The 17,022-nt window shown below is 66.0% G+C and carries 17 protein-coding genes; 8 read left to right on the top strand and 9 right to left on the bottom strand.

Annotated features, from left to right (window positions below):
* Positions 1-4: 4 nt before the first annotated feature.
* The 3 genes from Q7514_RS05610 (at position 5) to Q7514_RS05620 (ending at position 2,366) form a co-directional block, all read left to right on the top strand.
* Positions 5-472 (top strand): nitroreductase family deazaflavin-dependent oxidoreductase, encoded by a 468-nt coding sequence (locus Q7514_RS05610; protein ID WP_330132264.1) that lies wholly within the window; start codon positions 5-7, stop codon positions 470-472.
* A 116-nt stretch (positions 473-588) separates the two neighbouring features.
* Positions 589-1,737 carry an RNA-guided endonuclease InsQ/TnpB family protein gene (locus Q7514_RS05615; RefSeq protein WP_330132265.1) on the top strand — a complete coding sequence of 383 codons (1,149 nt, stop codon included), beginning with the start codon at positions 589-591 and terminating at the stop codon, positions 1,735-1,737.
* A 128-nt stretch (positions 1,738-1,865) separates the two neighbouring features.
* On the top strand, positions 1,866-2,366 hold the full coding sequence (locus Q7514_RS05620) for a hypothetical protein (protein ID WP_330132266.1): 501 nt from the start codon (positions 1,866-1,868) through the stop codon (positions 2,364-2,366).
* A gap of 15 nt (positions 2,367-2,381) precedes the next feature.
* Here Q7514_RS05620 and Q7514_RS05625 read toward each other — a convergent pair whose 3' ends face one another.
* The 6 genes from Q7514_RS05625 to Q7514_RS33160 all read right to left on the bottom strand — a co-directional run bounded on the left by Q7514_RS05625 (position 2,382) and on the right by Q7514_RS33160 (position 6,968).
* Entirely contained in the window at positions 2,382-3,104 is a 723-nt protein-coding gene (locus tag Q7514_RS05625) for an ABC transporter permease (protein ID WP_408016047.1), read from the bottom strand.
* Between the two features lie 80 nt (positions 3,105-3,184).
* Complete coding sequence (locus tag Q7514_RS05630) at positions 3,185-4,351, bottom strand: ABC transporter substrate-binding protein (protein ID WP_330132268.1); 1,167 nt, start codon at positions 4,349-4,351, stop codon at positions 3,185-3,187.
* A complete protein-coding gene (locus tag Q7514_RS05635) occupies positions 4,348-5,088 on the bottom strand; it encodes an ABC transporter ATP-binding protein (RefSeq protein WP_408016038.1) in 741 nt (246 codons plus the stop codon). The genes Q7514_RS05630 and Q7514_RS05635 overlap by 4 nt, the downstream gene beginning before the upstream one ends.
* Entirely contained in the window at positions 5,064-6,110 is a 1,047-nt protein-coding gene (locus Q7514_RS05640; RefSeq protein ID WP_330132269.1) for an acyl-CoA dehydrogenase family protein, read from the bottom strand. Before Q7514_RS05640 ends, Q7514_RS05635 begins: the two co-directional genes overlap by 25 nt.
* A gap of 7 nt (positions 6,111-6,117) precedes the next feature.
* The gene (locus tag Q7514_RS05645; protein WP_330132270.1) at positions 6,118-6,633 is read right to left on the bottom strand and encodes a DUF4242 domain-containing protein; all 516 of its coding nucleotides are present in this window, start codon (positions 6,631-6,633) and stop codon (positions 6,118-6,120) included.
* Positions 6,634-6,731: 98 nt separating this feature from the next.
* Positions 6,732-6,968, bottom strand: a complete 237-nt coding sequence (locus tag Q7514_RS33160) for a putative leader peptide (RefSeq protein WP_408016039.1) — start codon at positions 6,966-6,968, stop codon at positions 6,732-6,734.
* On the opposite strand from Q7514_RS33160, the gene Q7514_RS05650 reads away from it, so the two are divergent.
* Complete coding sequence (locus Q7514_RS05650) at positions 6,880-7,479, top strand: TetR/AcrR family transcriptional regulator (protein ID WP_330132271.1); 600 nt, start codon at positions 6,880-6,882, stop codon at positions 7,477-7,479. The two genes, Q7514_RS33160 and Q7514_RS05650, sit on opposite strands and share 89 nt — an antisense overlap.
* On the opposite strand, the gene Q7514_RS05655 is transcribed toward Q7514_RS05650, so the two are convergent.
* Positions 7,433-8,512 carry an energy-coupling factor ABC transporter permease gene (locus Q7514_RS05655; RefSeq protein ID WP_330132272.1) on the bottom strand — a complete coding sequence of 360 codons (1,080 nt, stop codon included), beginning with the start codon at positions 8,510-8,512 and terminating at the stop codon, positions 7,433-7,435. The two genes, Q7514_RS05650 and Q7514_RS05655, sit on opposite strands and share 47 nt — an antisense overlap.
* 124 nt (positions 8,513-8,636) lie before the next feature.
* On the opposite strand from Q7514_RS05655, the gene Q7514_RS05660 reads away from it, so the two are divergent.
* Positions 8,637-9,863 (top strand): acyl-CoA dehydrogenase family protein, encoded by a 1,227-nt coding sequence (locus tag Q7514_RS05660; protein ID WP_330132273.1) that lies wholly within the window; start codon positions 8,637-8,639, stop codon positions 9,861-9,863.
* Between the two features lie 199 nt (positions 9,864-10,062).
* Positions 10,063-10,746: a TetR/AcrR family transcriptional regulator gene (locus tag Q7514_RS05665; protein ID WP_330132274.1), complete on the top strand. Its 684-nt coding sequence runs from the start codon at positions 10,063-10,065 to the stop codon at positions 10,744-10,746.
* A gap of 18 nt (positions 10,747-10,764) precedes the next feature.
* Here Q7514_RS05665 and Q7514_RS05670 read toward each other — a convergent pair whose 3' ends face one another.
* Entirely contained in the window at positions 10,765-11,580 is an 816-nt protein-coding gene (locus Q7514_RS05670) for an alpha/beta fold hydrolase (protein ID WP_330132275.1), read from the bottom strand.
* Positions 11,577-13,163 carry an ABC-F family ATP-binding cassette domain-containing protein gene (locus Q7514_RS05675; protein ID WP_330132276.1) on the bottom strand — a complete coding sequence of 529 codons (1,587 nt, stop codon included), beginning with the start codon at positions 13,161-13,163 and terminating at the stop codon, positions 11,577-11,579. The genes Q7514_RS05670 and Q7514_RS05675 overlap by 4 nt, the downstream gene beginning before the upstream one ends.
* Before the next feature lie 261 nt (positions 13,164-13,424).
* Between Q7514_RS05675 and Q7514_RS05680 the strand changes: the two genes are divergently transcribed.
* Positions 13,425-15,206: a penicillin-binding transpeptidase domain-containing protein gene (locus tag Q7514_RS05680; protein ID WP_330132277.1), complete on the top strand. Its 1,782-nt coding sequence runs from the start codon at positions 13,425-13,427 to the stop codon at positions 15,204-15,206.
* An 83-nt stretch (positions 15,207-15,289) separates the two neighbouring features.
* Entirely contained in the window at positions 15,290-16,963 is a 1,674-nt protein-coding gene (locus Q7514_RS05685; RefSeq protein ID WP_330132278.1) for an NTF2-like N-terminal transpeptidase domain-containing protein, read from the top strand.
* Positions 16,964-17,022: the final 59 nt, after the last annotated feature.

Consider the following 17,022-nt stretch of genomic DNA (forward strand, 5'->3'; position numbering starts at 1 on the left):
GCCGGTGAATCCTCTCCGCCGGGTGGCGATCCACCTGGGTGCTCGGCCATGGCTCCCGCGCTACGCGCGTGTCATCGTCGGGGTGGACCGCGCCATCCAGAAGCTGACGCGGGGCCGACTCACGCTACTGACGGCCTCCGGGCTACCTGAACTGATGCTCACGGTCGTCGGACGGAAGACCGGTGTGCCGCACACAACGCCGCTGCTCTGTGTGCCGCACGACGGGGGTTGGCTGGTTGCGGGTTCCAATTGGGGAAACCCCGACCCGCCCGCGTGGGTGCACAACCTTCGCGCGGCCGACGGTGCCTCCGTGCGGTTCCGCGGCATCGACAGCGCCGTGTCGGTGCGGATCGCCGCAGGCGCCGAACGAGAAGCCCTGTGGCGTGTACTCGTGGCGACGTGGCCGAACTACGATCTGTACGCCGAAAGGATCGAACGCGAGATACCAGTGTTCGTCCTGATGCCGAAGTGAGTAGACATGTGGGGGTCTTGTGACCGCACTATCTTCGGCGCAAGCCCGGTCCTTCACGGCCGGGACAGCCGATCCCTCGAGCGGTGTGTGTCGGTGGTCGCTTGTACGGTGCGGGCGTGCAACTCAGATACCGCTACCGCGTGTATCCGACGCCCGGCCAGCAGGACATGCTGGCCCGGTCGTTCGGATGCGCGCGGGTGGTGTTCAACGATGCGTTGCGCGCCCGGCAGGACGCGTATGCGGCGGGGGTGAAAATCTCGGACACCGCCGTGCAGAAACAGGTGGTCACCGACGCGAAGAAGACTCCGCCGCGGGTGTGGCTGTCCGAGGTGGCGTCGGTGGTGTTGGTGCAGGCCTGTCAGGACGCGCGTCGCGCGTATCGGAACTGGTTCGATTCGCTGTCCGGGAAGCGGAAGGGTCGCAGGGTCGGGGCTCCGCGGTTCCGGTCTCGCAGGGACACTCGGCAGTCGATCCGGCTCACTCGGAACGGGTTCGGTATCCGGGACAACGGGAAGTTGTATATCGCGAAGGTCGGCGAACTGAAAGTCACCTGGTCACGGGAGTTGCCGTCGGAGCCGAGCAGCGTCACGGTCGTCAAGGATGCGGCGGGCCGCTATTTCGCGTCGTTCGTGGTGGAGACCACCGATGTGCCGTTGCCGGAGTGCGGTGCGGAGGTGGGGATCGACCTGGGTTTGACGACGTTTGCGGTCCTGTCGGATGGGAAGGTGATCGAGTCGCCGACGTTCTTCCGCCAGGCCGAACGCAGACTCCGCAAGGCGCAGCAGAGCCTGTCTCGCAAGGACAAGGGCAGCAGGAATCGGGCCAAGGCACGCATCCGTGTCGCGAAGGCCCACGCGAGGGTGGCCGATGCCCGCAGCGAGTGGGCGCACAGTCAGTCCACGACACTGATTCGCGAGAACCAAGCGATCTATGTCGAGGACTTGTGCGTCACCGGGTTGGCGCGGACGAGGTTGGCGAAGTCGGTGCACGATGCCGGGTGGGGGATGTTCACCCGGTTGTTGGAGGAGAAGGCCGCCCGGTATGGGTGGGTGTTCGTGAAGGTGGATCGGTGGTTTCCGTCGTCGCAGCTGTGCTCGGTGTGTGGGGCGTTGGACGGGCCGAAGCCGCTCTCGGTGCGGGAGTGGACCTGTCAGGGGTGTGGTGTGGTCCACGATCGTGATGTCAATGCAGCACGAAACATCCTCGCCGCTGGACGGGCGGAGAGGCGAAACGCCTGCGGAGAGAAGGTAAGTCTTCCTGCTTAGTGGGGAGCGTGGCTCGATGAATCAGGAACCCACCGAAAGCGCCTAGCGGGCGCTGGTAGGAATCTCGGTCGTTCACGACCGGGAGGACGTCAACGAAGTCGGTGCGCCGTGGATCATCAACATCGTCGATGGTTTTGGGGATCTCGGTGGGCAGCCCTGGATGGGGCATCTTCGTGGCAGTGTGCTCGGGCGTTGTGCCGATGGTCTTCATCCTCGCCGGGATGTGCAGAGCGAAGATCGGCGACCACCATGTCACCGAGATCGACGAGCGTCACGTGTTGATCGTTGCGATTCTGGCAGTGGTTGTGGGTGCGCTCGTTGTTCTGATTGTGGCTGGTGCGCCGATCGAGCTGGTCGGTTTCACATCGGCGGGTCTCGTGACCCTGGTGGTCGCGGGCGTCATCACGAGCATCGGGCGTTGGAAGGTCAGTGTCCATACCGGTGTGTCGGCGGGCGTGACCGTTGTGCTGGCCCTCGCGCTGTCGCCGTGGTGGCTACTGGCGCTGATGTCCACACCGCTGATCGGCTGGTCCCGGGTTCATCTCGGTGATCACACACGTGGCCAGGTCATCGTCGGCGCGGTCGCGGGAGCTGTGGTCGCCGGAGCGGCCTACGCGTCGATCGCCTGACGCGGCGCTCGGCCGTCACACAGGCTGGTGTGTGTCGGTGTCTTCCATACGAATCGGGGTGCGACGCTCGCGGAGCAGGTGACGCGCCGCCCAGTCGAGCCAGAATCCGAGGAAGCCGATCACGACGATCACGGCCATCACCTGATCGTAGGCAAGCTGGTCGCGTGCATTGAGGATCTGGTAGCCGAGTCCCGAGCGCACGCCCAGCATCTCGGCGGGCACCAGCACGACCCATGCGATCCCGAGCCCGACGCGCAGACCCGTCTGCACCTGGGAGCGGATCGAGGGGAGCACCACCGTCGTGAGCTGTTCGACACGGGTCGCGCCGAAGGACCGGGCCACCATGAGGTGCCCGGGGTCGATGGCGTGCACACCGGCCGCGGTGTTGATGACGATCGGCCATATCGCCGCTGCGGCAATGAGGAAGAACACCGGTTGGTGCCCGATCCCGAACAATGCCACTGCGATCGGAGCCCACGACAGCGGCGAGATCATCCGCAGGAACTGCATGACCGGCATGGTCGCCTGCTCGACGATCGGATTGAGTCCGATCAACAGCCCCAGTGGGATGCCGAGTGTTGCGGCGATCAGCAATCCGACGAGAAGTCGCCACAGGCTCGCGAGCATGTCGGGTAGCAGCACTCCGCGGGCGAACAGATCCACGATGGCCGGGCCCACATACTGCGGCGCGAATTCGCGCACGAGTGAATCGGGTCCGGCGACGACGGTGGTGACCATCCACCACAACGCCACGGCGACGACGATCGCGATGGTCTGCGGCAGGAGCGGAAGACTCCGGGCGGACCGGGTCGGGGTGCTCACGTGGGGTCGACCTCCTCGATGCGGGTGAGATCGGCGGGTAGCCCGAAGGCGTCGGTGCCGGGGATTCGGGTCAGTGACGTGCGGACGAACCGGTCGTCGACGAGATCGTGGTGTACCGTCGCCGGGTCGATCCGCGACAGGAAGTCGGTGTTGCCGTCGACGACCGTGCCGTGCATTGCCTCGACCAGTGCGGTGGTGAAGCTGGGAAACGGGAAGGGCTGATACCCGATCTGCTGAGGTGCCCACCGAGGATGCCGGGTGCCGACGTCGCGGCCCGGATAGGTCAGGGCCGTCGTGATCGCGGGAAGCGGTTGCGGCAGATATTGATCGGAGAGCATCGCCGCCGCGACCGGGCGATCCGCCCCGATCTGCAACTGGGCGGACACCACTGAATCGGTGAGAGACTGTACTGCCGCGGGATTCGCTTCGATGACGTCCTCGTGGACGAGCAAAGCGCAGCACGCGTGATCGCGCCACACGTCGCCGAGAAAGCGGTGGATCCGGCCCACGCCGCGGAGCTCGGCTGCGGCGTTGAACGGGTCTGCGACGGTGAATCCCGCGATCGAGCCGTTGGCCAAGGCGGGAATCATGTCGGAGGGCCCCATGACGACGAGCCCGACGGTGCGCGCGGATTTCGAGGGTGCCTGCCGCACCACGGGGGTCAGGCCGTGTTCGCGCAGCAACTGTTGAACAACGATGTTGTGGATCGACCACCAGAACGGGATCGCGATGGTCTCGCCCGCGAGCTGTCCGAGATCGGTGATGTGCGGGGCGACGGTGAGCGCGGAACCGTTGGTGTGGTTCCATCCGAGAATGCGGGCGGAACTTCCCAGGCCGTAGCGCAATTGGATGGCGAGGGGCATCAGCAGGTGCACGACGTCGACCTGCCGGCTGACGAATGCCTCCGCGAGCGACGCCCAGCTGCGGAACAGTACAGGTTGCGCGTTGTCGACGATGCCGCTCGGATACAGTCCCGCGCCGTGTGCGACGAGCAGCGGCGCCGCGTCGGTGATCGGCAGGTAGCCGATGCGAAGTTGTCCCGTGGTGTTGGTGCGGTCTGTTGCAGCGGTACGCACAAGGTCGGCTGCGCCGAGCACGCCGCCGGCAGCGGCGAGTCCGAGTGCACCCTGCATGAGGGTTCGCCGCGTCAGTTTCCCATTCACGATGGGGTCAGCGACGAATCGCGGTAGTGCTCGAGGATCTCAGTGCGCAGTGGCGCCCGTTCGTCCTGGTTGACGTCGGCGATGCGCCACTGCTGCCGCACCGTGCCACCTCGGCCGAACAGTGCGATCCGGTCGGCGAGCCGAAGAGCTTCGTCCAGGTCGTGGGTGACCAGCACCGTCGTGAAGGCAAGGTCTCGGGCGAGGTCGCCCAGCCACGACTGTAGATCGGAGCGTGTCGCGGGGTCGAGCGCGCTGAACGGTTCGTCGAGCAGCAGCAGGCGTGGACGCACCGCGACCGCGCGGATCACGGCGACACGTTGTGCCTGCCCACCCGACAGCTGATCGGGGTAATAGCCGGCAAGTCCGGACAACCCGAACCGGGCAAGCAGTTCATCGGCGTACGCGATATCGAACCGTTCTCGATGATTCTTGAAACGCCCTCCGAAGGCGATGTTTTCGCGAACGGTGAGCCACGGCATCAGGTAGGGCTGCTGGAACACCACACCTGTGTGCGGGCGGGTGTCACCGTCGACGCTCGGCCAATCGATCTCTCCGCGATCGAGATGATCGAGACCCGCGATGATCCGCAGGAGCGTCGACTTCCCGCTACCACTGCTGCCGAGCAGGACGAGGAACTCACCGGTGGGGACGTCGAGGTCGAGCCCCTGCAGGACGGGTTCGCGTCGACCCGCGAAACTCTTGTGAGCGCTCGTTATTCGAACTTCGAGAGTTCCCACCGCAACTGTCCTTCCGAGGGGGATTGGATGGGGAGGAACGCGGCCTCGCGGAAACGCCTGTTCGTTGCGCTCGAGGAGGCGTATCCGGCGCCGCCGCGCAGCGTCGCTTCGAGACGCGTTGCGGCAACTGCGACGACCGAGCCGTCGAGGCGCAGGCGGATCAGATCGGCCCCGGGCACCGAGGACGGTGCGGTGGCGAATCGGTACAGGCGATCCCGTAGCGATCCGTATTGTTGTGCGAGACGGTGGTATTCGCCGCTGAATTGCTCGCCGAGACCGTACAGGCGCGACGACGCCTCTGTGAGTGATGCTCGGGCGATGCCCGCGCAGAACGAAGTCTGCAGCAGCAGGAAGGTAGGACGGATGGCGCCACAGAATTCGCTGAGGTCTTCGGAGATGATGTCCGCAGCAGGTATTCGAACGTCTTCGAATGCGAGCGACGTCGAGGAGGTGGCACCCAGCGCGAGCAGTTCGGGTGACGAGTTGATGCGGATACCCGGTGAGTCGGCATGTACTGCAGCGATGACGTGTCCGCCGTCAGTGGTGCGTGCAGGGAATACGATGAGTGATTCCGGAAAGACGTTGGAAGCCCAGTGGATCGGTCCGGAAACGGTGAGTCCGTCGTCGGTGCGTTCCGCGACGAGCGGGAGTTCGCCGAGTCCCGCGAGGTACTTGAGTGCGGCCGCCATGGCGGTGACGCCGACCCGCCGACCCGATGCGAGCTCGTCGCAGTATCGCGTGCGGAGGTGTTCCGGTGCGCGGTCCAGGTATTCGAGTGTCATGCGCTGAGCCCACAGCGAGAACCCGACGGTGAGGGATTCCGCGGCGATCCCGTCGATGACCGCGACCATGTGGTCGAGACACTTTCCGCCGAGCCCGTTCTCGAGCAGCCCGAGCTCGCCGATGCGTGCGAGGTCGGTGCGGATATCGGTCTCGCCGCGATCGAGAGCTGCGGCACGGTCGCGGACGAATTCGGCGATCGTGTCGAGCTGCTCGTTCGGGTTCTGAATGGCCGCGGTCATCGGATGCCTATCCTTCGAGAGAGTGGATGCGGTCGATCGGCGTGCTGACGGCCTCGCGAGCGCGGACGACGGCGTCCTCGTCGGGAGCGTTGTAGAAGCACAGGCACTTGTCCATGTCCTCGCGCACGTAGGTGCGAAGGAAGCTCACCTCGGGGACGTTCGCGTACTTCGGCGAGTTGGCCTTCTTGCGCGCGAGATAGGTCTCCATGTCGATGGTGTCGGGGATGTCCCACTCCACGAGGTAGCCGGCCTCGGGGCGCGCTGCCTTGATCTGGTCGAGATCGGCGCCGACGAGTCGAACTTCGTTGGGGCCCACGATTTCTGCGATATCGAGGGTGGTTGCCTCGAGCTGGGCTGCGCGGCATGCGTCGAACTCGGCGACAGCGAAGATGCGCGTGCCGCCGGAGGTCACCTGGGATTCGATCAGTTCGCCACCGCCGGCAACGACCGCAGTGTCGAATGCCTTGATGGCGGCTTCGGCCCGGCCTTCGGAGGGCACGAGTTCGTAGAGATACAGCGACATGGAGTCACCTTCCGGGTAGAGCGGTGTGGGCATGCTGACGGCAGGGGCGAACGCGGGCGTACGTCAGGAAGCGACGGGCCGGGTGAGGCAGGCGCCGGTCAGCGCATGAAATGACAACACGCAGCGCCGGTCACCCGCACGAGATCCACGTGCAGGCGACGGGTCAGAAGACAGCGTGTCACGGGAGACAGGATACATCTGTATAGAACGGTCTGTCTATCTCGACGATCCGATAGGCTTTTCTGTGTGCGTACCCCCGTCGAAACCCCCGCCAAGCGGCCGCCCGCGGAACGACTCCTCGACACCGCCAGCGCACTGTTCGCCGAGTTCGGCATTCGAGCGGTGGGTGTCGATCGGATCCTCGCCGAGGCGGGGGTGGCGCGTGCGAGCCTGTACTCGTCCTACGGCTCGAAGGACGGCCTCGTCCACGCTTACCTCGACCGTCTCGACCGTCGCGATCGCGCCCGATGGAACGACGCGGTCGTGGGCATCGACGACCCCGTGCGCCGAATCCTGACCTTCTTCGACCTCGCGCTCGCCTCGGCACCGGGCAAGAATTTCCGGGGATGCCAGTACGCGAATGCGGCCACGGAGTTCCCGGAAGAGCGGATCGAGCCGGTTCTGGCGCATCGCGAGTGGCTACTCGACACTCTTGTAGGACTGCTCGACCGGGCAGGTGCGGCAGATCCGGGTCTGACCGCCGAACGCGTACGGTTGATCTACGACGGGGCGCTCGCGGGATCGAAGTTCGAACACTCGATCGAGCCGATCCGTCGCGGCCGCGACCTCGCTGCCGAACTCATCGAGGCAGTTCGAGGTGCAAGACGGGCTCACGCCGACGCGTGAGTGCACGAAAACCGGTGCCGGCGAACGCGACGGTAACGAGCACCCCGATCGTGCCGGCGACGCCGGTCGAACCCTCTTGACCTCCGACCGTGTAGTCGGCCAGGACGCTGTCTGCGAGCCGATGCTCTCGAACGTGGCGAGCCATGCAGTTGCCGGTCCGTGAAGCCCGAGGCGTGTCGGTCGGTGCGATTTCGCATCCGCGCAGCGTTGCGGCTTCGAGCGCGTCAGGTGTGTCCGCAGTGAAGGTTGACAGGGCGACGGTGGACAGGATGCCGGCGACGCCGAGTGCAGCGAAGCCGAGTGTGGCCATGAGACGGGTGTGCGTCGCGCCTGCCGCTGCGACGACGACAACCCCGGTGACGAGACCTTCGAGCAGCGCGATAGGCGCGTGGGCGCCGTAGAGATACGCGAGGGTCGACAGCGGCATGTGCGTAGCGCCGGACATCGCGTAGACGACCACGAATCCGGTGATCGCGGCGAACACCGACGCGCAGCCAGCAGCAAATGCGATGGTGAAGGTGCGTGCAGTAGGTGACACCGTGTCGTGAAGGGCGGTGTCGTGAGGGGTAGCGGCATCGCGACGGGCGAAGAACGTGCGAAGAGCGACGGCGGTGCCGTATCCGCCGGCGACCCCCACGAGAGCTATGACGGTGGTGTTCGCCCCGAGTGCGGTGAGGCCTCCGTCGGCGAACACGAAGGCCTGCACGGTGAGCACGAACGTCAGGCACAGCGCGGCGGCGAAGGGGCCGAGGAGCAGTGCCGCCACGGCCCCGCCGAGGACGTGGCTGCTCACTCCGGGCAGGACCGGGACGTCGATCATCTGCAGCGCGAACACGAGTGCGGTCACGAGTGCCGCGGTCGCGGCGGACCTTTCGGTCAGCTCGGTCCGCGCGCGCCATGCGGCGAGCGCGACACCGATCACGGCGACGACGCAGAACAACACCGATGCACGCGGGGTGATCAGTCCGTCGCTCATGTGCATGGCCAGAGTGTCGACGGCCAGGTTCTCGACGGCCAGGCTCTCCACGATCACGATGCCCCCTCTCACGTTCGTGGGCGCAAGGCTAGCGCCGGGTGCGCGATTTCCGAGCGACTTTCGTCGGGTCGGTTTCGTGTCGACCGTATACACAAACAGGAACATGTTCTATATTTCGTTCATGTACGAGTGGTCCGACACAGACCTCATGTTCCGCGACGCGCTGCGCGGATTCATCGAGAAGGAAATCCGCCCCCACGTCGACAGGCTCGAGTCCGGTGAGCTTCCGCCGTTCGACATCATCCGCAAGATGTTTGCCGCATTCGGTATCGACGAGATGGCCCGCGAGTCCCTCGAGCGAGCCCTCGACAAAGAAGAGAAGGGGGAGCGTGCGTCCGGTGCTTCCGGCGGAATGGGTGGGTCACCGGGCATGGCAGCGCTGCTCAATATCGAGATCGCCGGGGTGAGCCTGGGACTCGTCGCATCGATGGGGGTGAGCCTCGGGCTCACCGCCGGCACGATCCGCGGTCGCGGCACCCTCGCTCAGAAGAAACGCTGGCTGCCCGAATTGGTGACCTTCGAGAAGGTCGGCGCCTGGGCCATCACCGAACCCGATTCCGGATCCGACGCATTCGGCGGCATGAAGACCACCGTGCGCCGCGATGGTGACGACTACATCCTCAACGGTCAGAAAACCTTCATCACCAACGGTCCCTACGCCGACGTCATCATCGTCTACGCCAAGCTCGACGACGGCGACGCGACGATCGACCGACGCGAGCGTAAGGTTCTCGCGTTCGTACTGGACAAGGGGATGGAGGGTCTCACACAGAGTCCGCCGTTCAAGAAGATGGGCATGAACTCCTCGCCCACCGGCGAGCTGTTCTTCGACAACGTGCGCATCACCCGCGATCGTCTGCTCGGGGAAACCGAGGACGGCGGGAAGAGTGACGGCAAGAGCAGCGCGAAAGAATCCTTCGCGGCCGAGCGGATCGGTATCGCCTATCTGTCGCTCGGCATCATCGAGCAATGCCTGGCGTTGTGCACCGAATATGCGAAGTCACGCAAGTTGTGGGGCACCGCGATCTCACAGTTCCAGCTCATCCAGCTCAAGCTCGCCGAGATGGAGATCGCACGGGTCAACGTGCGGAACATGGTGTTCAGCGCGATCGAACGTGCGCAGGCGGGAAAGCCGGTGAGCCTGTCGGAAGCGTCGGCGATGAAGCTGTACTCGTCGCGTGCCGCCACCGAGGTCGCGATGGAGGCGGTGCAACTCTTCGGTGGTAACGGCTACATGGCCGAATATCGTGTCGAGCAGCTCGCGCGCGACGCGAAGTCGCTGATGATCTACGCGGGGAGCAACGAGATCCAGGTGACCCACATCGCGAAGGGGCTCCTGGCAACCTGACCGATATGACCCTTTCGGGGTGAATTTCCGTAGATGCGGGTGCGGTTGGTAATACAAAACCGCGCCGATGGATACCGGGTAGTGGTAATCGCCCGGTGTCTTCGCATATCTTGGCACGTGGGTCTACGGACCGAGAGTAGTTTACCTGCGACAGGTGATAACTATTAACTGATGTGCACAAGTATCGGGGAGGATCACGATGCACGGGGGAGAGAATGGGCCGCGAGATCGGCCGATAATCCGGTTCGACGACCGACCGACCACGCCGATCAGTATCGACGGCCGGTCGGCACGCGCCGAACGCACGCGCCAAGCGGTCATCGACGCGCATATCGCGTTGATCCGTGATGGCGAACTCAAGCCGACCGGCGCGCAGATCGCCGAGCGGGCACGAGTCTCACTGAGGTCACTATGGGGCCACTTCGGCGATCTGGAGACGCTCTTCTCGGCAACGGGGGCCGAGTTGATGCGTCGTCAGGACGACGCGCACGAACCGGTGGACCCGAGCCTGCCGCTCACGGAACGCATCGACCGGTATTGCCGTCAGCGCGCCGAGGCGCTCGAGTACATCGCGCCTTTCTCGCGATCGGCAGAGGTTCGGGCGCCGTTCTCGGAGGAACTGCAGCGCAACCGTCACCGCTATCTCGAGAGAGCGGAGATCGAAGTCCGGATACTGTTCGCCCGGGAGTTCACCCGGGCCGACGACACGGCGCGTGTTCAGATCGTCCAGGCGATCGCCATCGCGTCGACGTGGCCCGCCTGGGTCTCGCTGCGCGACGTGGTGGGTCTGTCCGTGCCGGACTCGACCGAAGTGATGAAGCGGATGATCAGCGCTCTGGTGGAGTCGGTCATGTCGCCGGCGCCGCAACCGTTGGCCGTCTGATCGGAGTCCGAGAGTAGTTCACGGTCCGGTGTGCGCCGCGAGGAACGGTCCGATGACCGACAGCACCTCGGGCGCTGCCGCGACCGTGCCCGCGTGATCGACACCGCGAAGGATCGCCAGTCGCGCACCGGGAATCGTGCGCGACAAGGAACGGGTGTCGTCCACGCGCAGGTGATCCTCGGAACCGGCGACCGCCAGCGTTGGCACTGCCACCTCGGCGAGTGTTGCGTCGTCGATCCCCGGTTCGCGATCGGACCGGCGGAAATACGCGACGAGTGCGTCGGCGTCGTTGGCGCGGAATGCGGCGGCAGTGGTGGGGTCCACCGGCACGTCCCGATGGGCGCCCCACTCCGCGAGGAACCCGTCCATTCCCTTCTCCGCGAGCACATCCACGCATCCCGGAAAGAACAACGAGTCCATTGCCCCGCGCTGCGGACGGGCGCTGCCGCCGAGCGAGATCAGGCTGCGGAGCCGCTGCGGCGCGGCAACCGCCAGCGCCAGGCCGGCCCGCGCGCCGAACGAATACCCGAGGTAGTGCGCCTGCTGAACACCGGCTGCATCGAGAACCGCCATCAGGTCGCCGACGATCGCGTCCATCGCGTAGGCGTCCTCGTCGTGGGGTGTGTCGCTGCGCCCGTGGCCGCGCAGGTCGGGCAGGAGCAGTCGATAGTGCTCTCGCAGTACTGCCGCGTACCCGAGTCCTCGCCACACCGCCGACGACAGTGCGCTGCCGTGCACCAGCATCAACGCGGGTGCGTTCTCGTCGCCCGACCGGGCGGGCTGTGACGAGAACGCGATGCGGGTGCCGTCCGCGGGATTGGTCGTGTAGCTCACCCGTCCAGTCTCGCGCACTCTTCCGGCGCCCCGGCGTCCCCTGGAACAACCGACCGTGTCACTCCGATCTCGTCGAGGAATCGCTCGTCGTGGGACACCACCACGAGCGCGCCCTCGAACGCCTGCAATGCCTGGGTCAGGTGCGCGAGGCTCGGCAGATCCAGGTTGTTGGTCGGTTCGTCCAGGATCAGCAACTGCGGAGCGGGATCTGCTGCGAGGAGAATGGCCAACGCGGCGCGGAGCCGCTCGCCACCCGACAGGACTCCCACGGGCACGTCGGCGTCGGTGCCACGGAACAGGAAGCGCGCCAGACGTGCCCGCACTTCCTGTGGAGGCAGGTGCGGTGCGCGTAGTTCGGCATTGGCCACCACGGATGCGGTGTCGTCGAAGATATCGAGGCGCTGGGGGAGCAGCGCATACGGCACCAGCGGCCCGGCGTCGACGATCCGCCCCAGCAGTGTGGTCTTGCCGGAGCCGTTGGGTCCGCGCACCGCGATGCGTTCCGGTCCGACGATCTCGAGCGGCCCATCGGCGACCCGCCGCCCCGGGTGCACCGAGGTGTCGGGCAGGTCCACCCGGATCTCACGGTCGTTGCGCACCGCATCCTGTGCCCGATCGAGCTGGGCCCGGGCGGATTCGAGGTTTCCCTCGTGCTCGCGGCGATATTTACCGGCGGACTCCTGTGCTTGTCGTTTGCGCATGTTCATGATGATCTTCGGCTCACGCTTGTTCTCGAACATCTTCTTGCCGTAGCGCGCTCGCCGATCGAGTGCAACGTGTGCGGCGGAGAGCTCGCGGGCCTGCCGACGAACATCACTGCGCGCGTCCCGCACCGCGGCCTGAGCCGCCTCCTGTTCGGCTTCGATGATCTGCTCGTAATCGCTGAAGCCGCCGCCGAACATGCGCAGACTGCCGTCGCGCAATTCGGCGATCGTGTCCATCCGATCGAGCAGGTCACGATCGTGACCTGCGACGATCACGGTCCCCGGAAATCGGTCCAGAGCATCCTGCAGGCGTTCGCGAGCGGCGGTGTCGAGATTGTTGGTCGGCTCGTCGAGCAACAGCACTCCTGGTTCGGCGAGTAGCCGCGCGGTGAGCCCGAGCAGGACGGTCTCTCCGCCGGAGAGCGTTCCCACGGTGCGGTCGAAATCGTTTTCGTCGTGCAGGATTCGATCGAGACCGAGCCGGTGCATGGTGGCGAGCGCGCGCTCCTCGACGTCCCACCGGTCGCCGACGGTGTCGAAGTCGTCGCCGGTACCGTCTCCGGATTCGATTCGCCGCAACGCTGTTCGCACTGCGTCGATCCCGAGGACGGTCGCCACGGAAACAGCAGGGTCGAGTGTGATGTCCTGTGGCAGGTACGCGACATGTCCGGACGTGGTCACCGATCCGCGTGCTGGTGTGAGCTGTCCTGAGATGAGTTGTAGCAGTGTGCTTTTACCGCTTCCGTTACGTCCGACGAGCCCGGTGCGGCCGATGGTGAACGTTGCGTCGAGACCGTCGAAGACGCGGGTGCCGTCGGGGTGCTCGTACGTGAGCGCAGACAGCGTGACACTGCTGGATGCAGAAAGGGGTACAGACATGCAGACTCCTGGAGGTGAGAGACGGCCCGCACGCATCGTGCGGTGAGTCGAGAACCTCTACAGGAGCAATGCCTTCTCCGAACGCCGGGAACAGATGCGACTCCTACGATAAAGGCAGTGTCGGCGGTCGCGCAAGCGATTTGATTCCCTGTGGGACGCCACACAGTTCGGTTGTCGCACAGTTCACCGGATCGTGGTGTCGGGCGGCGGCACCGTTCTCGGATCTCCGGCATGATCGTGACCATGCATATCGGTCGACGGATGGTCACGCTCGTAACAGCGGCTTGCCTCACCCTCGGCGTGGTCGGTTGCGCGACGGGGCCGGATCAGCCCGACACGGTCGCTGAGGAGTTCGCTGCCGCGCTGGACTCCGGTGACGCGGCGTCCGCTGCTGCGCTGACCACGGATCCGGCTGCTGCGGAGGAGATGATCTCGGGTCTGTTCGAGGGGCTGGGCAACGACGATCCCACCGTGACGGTCGCGGGCATCGGTGACGGCGACACCTTCGATCTGGACGTGTCGTGGAGCTTCGGCGAAGAGCGGGACTGGTCGTATCGCACGACCGGCTCCGCGATGGAGGATCCGGCAGAAGAGACAGATGACGACGACGGATGGAGGGTCCGGTGGGACCCGGCCGTACTGGCTCCGCAGCTGAGCGAGGGCGCCTCACTGCGCTACACCCCGACGACGGGCACGCCGCCGACGATCTTCGACAGCGCGGGGCAGCCGCTGATGAGTGAGCAGATCGTGACGCTCGTCAACCTCGATTCGTCCGCCGACCCCGCTGTGGTGGCGCCACTGCTCGCCACGGCTGCGCCGACGATCACCGCAGATTCCCTCGCTGCCGACCTCGAGGCGGCGGCCGGTGCACCGATGACCGCTGTGGTCCTGCGCGAGGCGGATCTGGCGCCTGTGGAAGAGCAGCTCTCCGCGCTGCCCGGCGTCACGCTCGCGCCGCAGCCGCGGCTGCTCACCGCCAACCGCGATCTGTCGTCACCCGTGTGGTCGGGCCTGGATGAGATGTGGCACGAGAATCAGGCCGCGACCGCGGGCTGGGCGGTGCAGTCGGTGGCCGCCGACGGCACTGTTCGCTCGATCGCCGGCGTAGACCCCACCGAGGCCCCCGACCTGCACACCACCATCGATCCGGATCTGCAGTCTCGGGCGGAAGCCACGCTCGCGTCGTTCGACCGGCCGGCGGTGATCGTCGGGATCGACGCCGACACCGGTGCAGTGCGCACCGTCGCGCAGAACGCTGCCGCCGATCTGGAGGGCCCGGTCGCGCTCACCGGCCTGTATCCACCGGGTTCGACGTTCAAGGTCGCGACGACGTCGGCGGCCCTGCAGGCAGGGCTCGCCGAGCCCGACACGATGCTTCCTTGCCCGGGGGTTGCGACGGTCGGTGATCGGACCATTCCGAACGACGAGAGCTTCGACCTCGGCGAGGTACCGCTGCACACCGCGTTCGCGAACTCGTGCAACACCACGATGGCCGGACTCGCCGTGGACATGCCTTCCACGGCGCTGACAGAGGCCGCATTGCAGTTCGGACTCGGCGTCGACTACGTCACCCCCGGGCTCGTGACCGTCACCGGAAACGTCCCGCCGATGGAGACGGGGGCGGCGCGTGTAGAGGGTGCGATCGGGCAGGGGCAGGTGACCGCGTCGCCGTTCGGGATGGCGCTCGTCGCCGCGTCGATCGCGGGTGGGAAGACGCCGTTGCCGACGATCGTCGAGGGGCAGCCGGCGACCGCCGATCAAGAGGTCGCACCGGCCCCGGCAGACACAATTGCCGCACTGCGAACGATGATGCGAGAGACCGTAACCGACGGCACGGCAAGCGAGCTGAGCGACTTTTCCGAACTCATCGGAAAGACCGGAACCGCAGAGTACGGTGGCAACAACGGGGCAGCCGACAATGTGAGCGGGGCACACGGCTGGTTCATCGGCGCGCAGGATAACCTGGCGTTCGCAGTGTTCATTGCGGGTGCCGACAGTTCGGCTCCCGCTGTGGGGGCGGCCGGAGAGTGGCTGGGGAGGTGACCTCTCGGATGTAGCGCAATCGTGATCGCATCGTAGACGACTCGTGCTTGTGACCGATGTTGCTGGAGTGAAGGTTGGGAAGTATGGGATTTCGGGAGTGGCAGCGCCGGCGAGGCGTTCGCACCGTCGTCCTCGGGACTGCCGTGGCCGTGGCTGCGGCGGTAGGTCTGAATACCTTCGTGTTCGACGACCCGCGCAGCGATGCCGAAATCCTGATCGACGATTTCGTCGAGGCACTCAACGACCGTGAGCCCGGCGACGCCGCCGAACTCACCTCGTATCCGAACGCCGCCGAGCCCGTGCTGGCACAGATGTTCGACGGGCTGTCCGATGGCAGCGTCGACTACGACGTCACCCAGCTCGTCGAGCTCAACGCGGACTCCGGGTACTTCACCCTCACCGCAGACTGGAATTTCGGAGAGAACAAGGACTGGCACTACCAGGTCGACGGTTCCGTCCGGAAGCTGGCCGTCGGCTGGCGCGTGTCGTGGAGCCCCGATGTGGTCGTGCCCGACCTCGCGGGCCGGACTGTCCACCATGTGCGTACGGATGCCGCACCGCCCAAGATCTTCGATCGCACGGGCAAGCCCCTGATGGAGGAACAGACCATCAATGCGATCGTGCTCAATCCGGCATTCATGCCCGATTCCGTCGCCAGCACGACGCGGCTCGCAGAGATCCTCGCGCCCGTCGCGCCCGTCATCACCTCCGAGCTCATGCAGGAGCGGCTCGCCGGCGATCCCGGAGCTCGTATCACTGCGGTCAAACTCCGCGACCAGGACTATCAGTTCCTCGAAGACGACATCGTTTCGGTGCCGGGCGTCGAGGTCATCAAGACACCCACGTTGATCAGCTCCGACCGGCGTGTCTCGACGCCGCTGCTCGATTCGCTCCGCTCGGCGTGGCAGCTCGAACGCGACCGCACCGCCGGGTGGGCCGTGACGCTCGAAGACCCCGAACAGGGGCCGATCCAGGTCGCGGGATCCCAGGGGCCCCCGCCTCCGGATCTGACGGCCACCGTCGATTCGCACGTGCAGCTCGCGGCCAAGGAAGCAGTCGTCACCGTGGGTACTCCTGCGGCGCTCGTCGCGATCCAGCCGTCGACCGGCGGGATCCTCGCTGCAGACGTCAACAACCAGGCCATGGAACTCGGACCCGTGGCCACTCGGGGCCTGTACTCGGCGGGTTCCGTTTTCGATCCTGTGCGGTTGGCGGCAGGACTCGACCGCGGGGTCGCTCCCGATTCGGTGAACACCGAAGATCTGGCAGAGACCGCAGGCCGCCTCGGGCTCGGCGTGGGGTACTCGGTACCGGGCTTCGACTTCGAGACCGCACAGATCGGGCACGGCCGGTCCGGAGTGGTGCAGTTCACCGGCGACGGCGACGACGAATTACTCGTGAGCCCGCTCGGCGCCGCGTTGCTCGCCGCATCGATCGCGCGCGGCGAGGCTCCCGCGCCCATGCTCGTGCAGGGGCAGCCCGCGTCGGTCACCGATGCACCCGAGCCGTTGCCGTCGCACGTGACCGACGCTCTGCGCGGACTGATGATCGACAACGTGCAGAACGGACCCGCGTCCTTCCTGAAGGGGCACCCGGGCCTCGCGGGCATCGCCGCCTCCGCCGGCGACGACCGCTGGTTCTTCGGCTATACCGGCGACGTGGCGTTCGCGGTGTTCGTTGCCGACGCCGACGGCGGCGACCGCGCGGTGAAGATGGCCGACAGATTCCTGACCGAATTGGCGAAGCCGCCCGCGTGATCCTCGCGAGCACCGGCGCCGACCGACATCACTGATCCGGGTACCGGTACGTTCGATCA

This window comes from Rhodococcus artemisiae, from assembly GCF_036327795.1.
In the GTDB taxonomy this organism is placed as follows: Bacteria; Actinomycetota; Actinomycetes; order Mycobacteriales; family Mycobacteriaceae; genus Rhodococcus; species Rhodococcus artemisiae.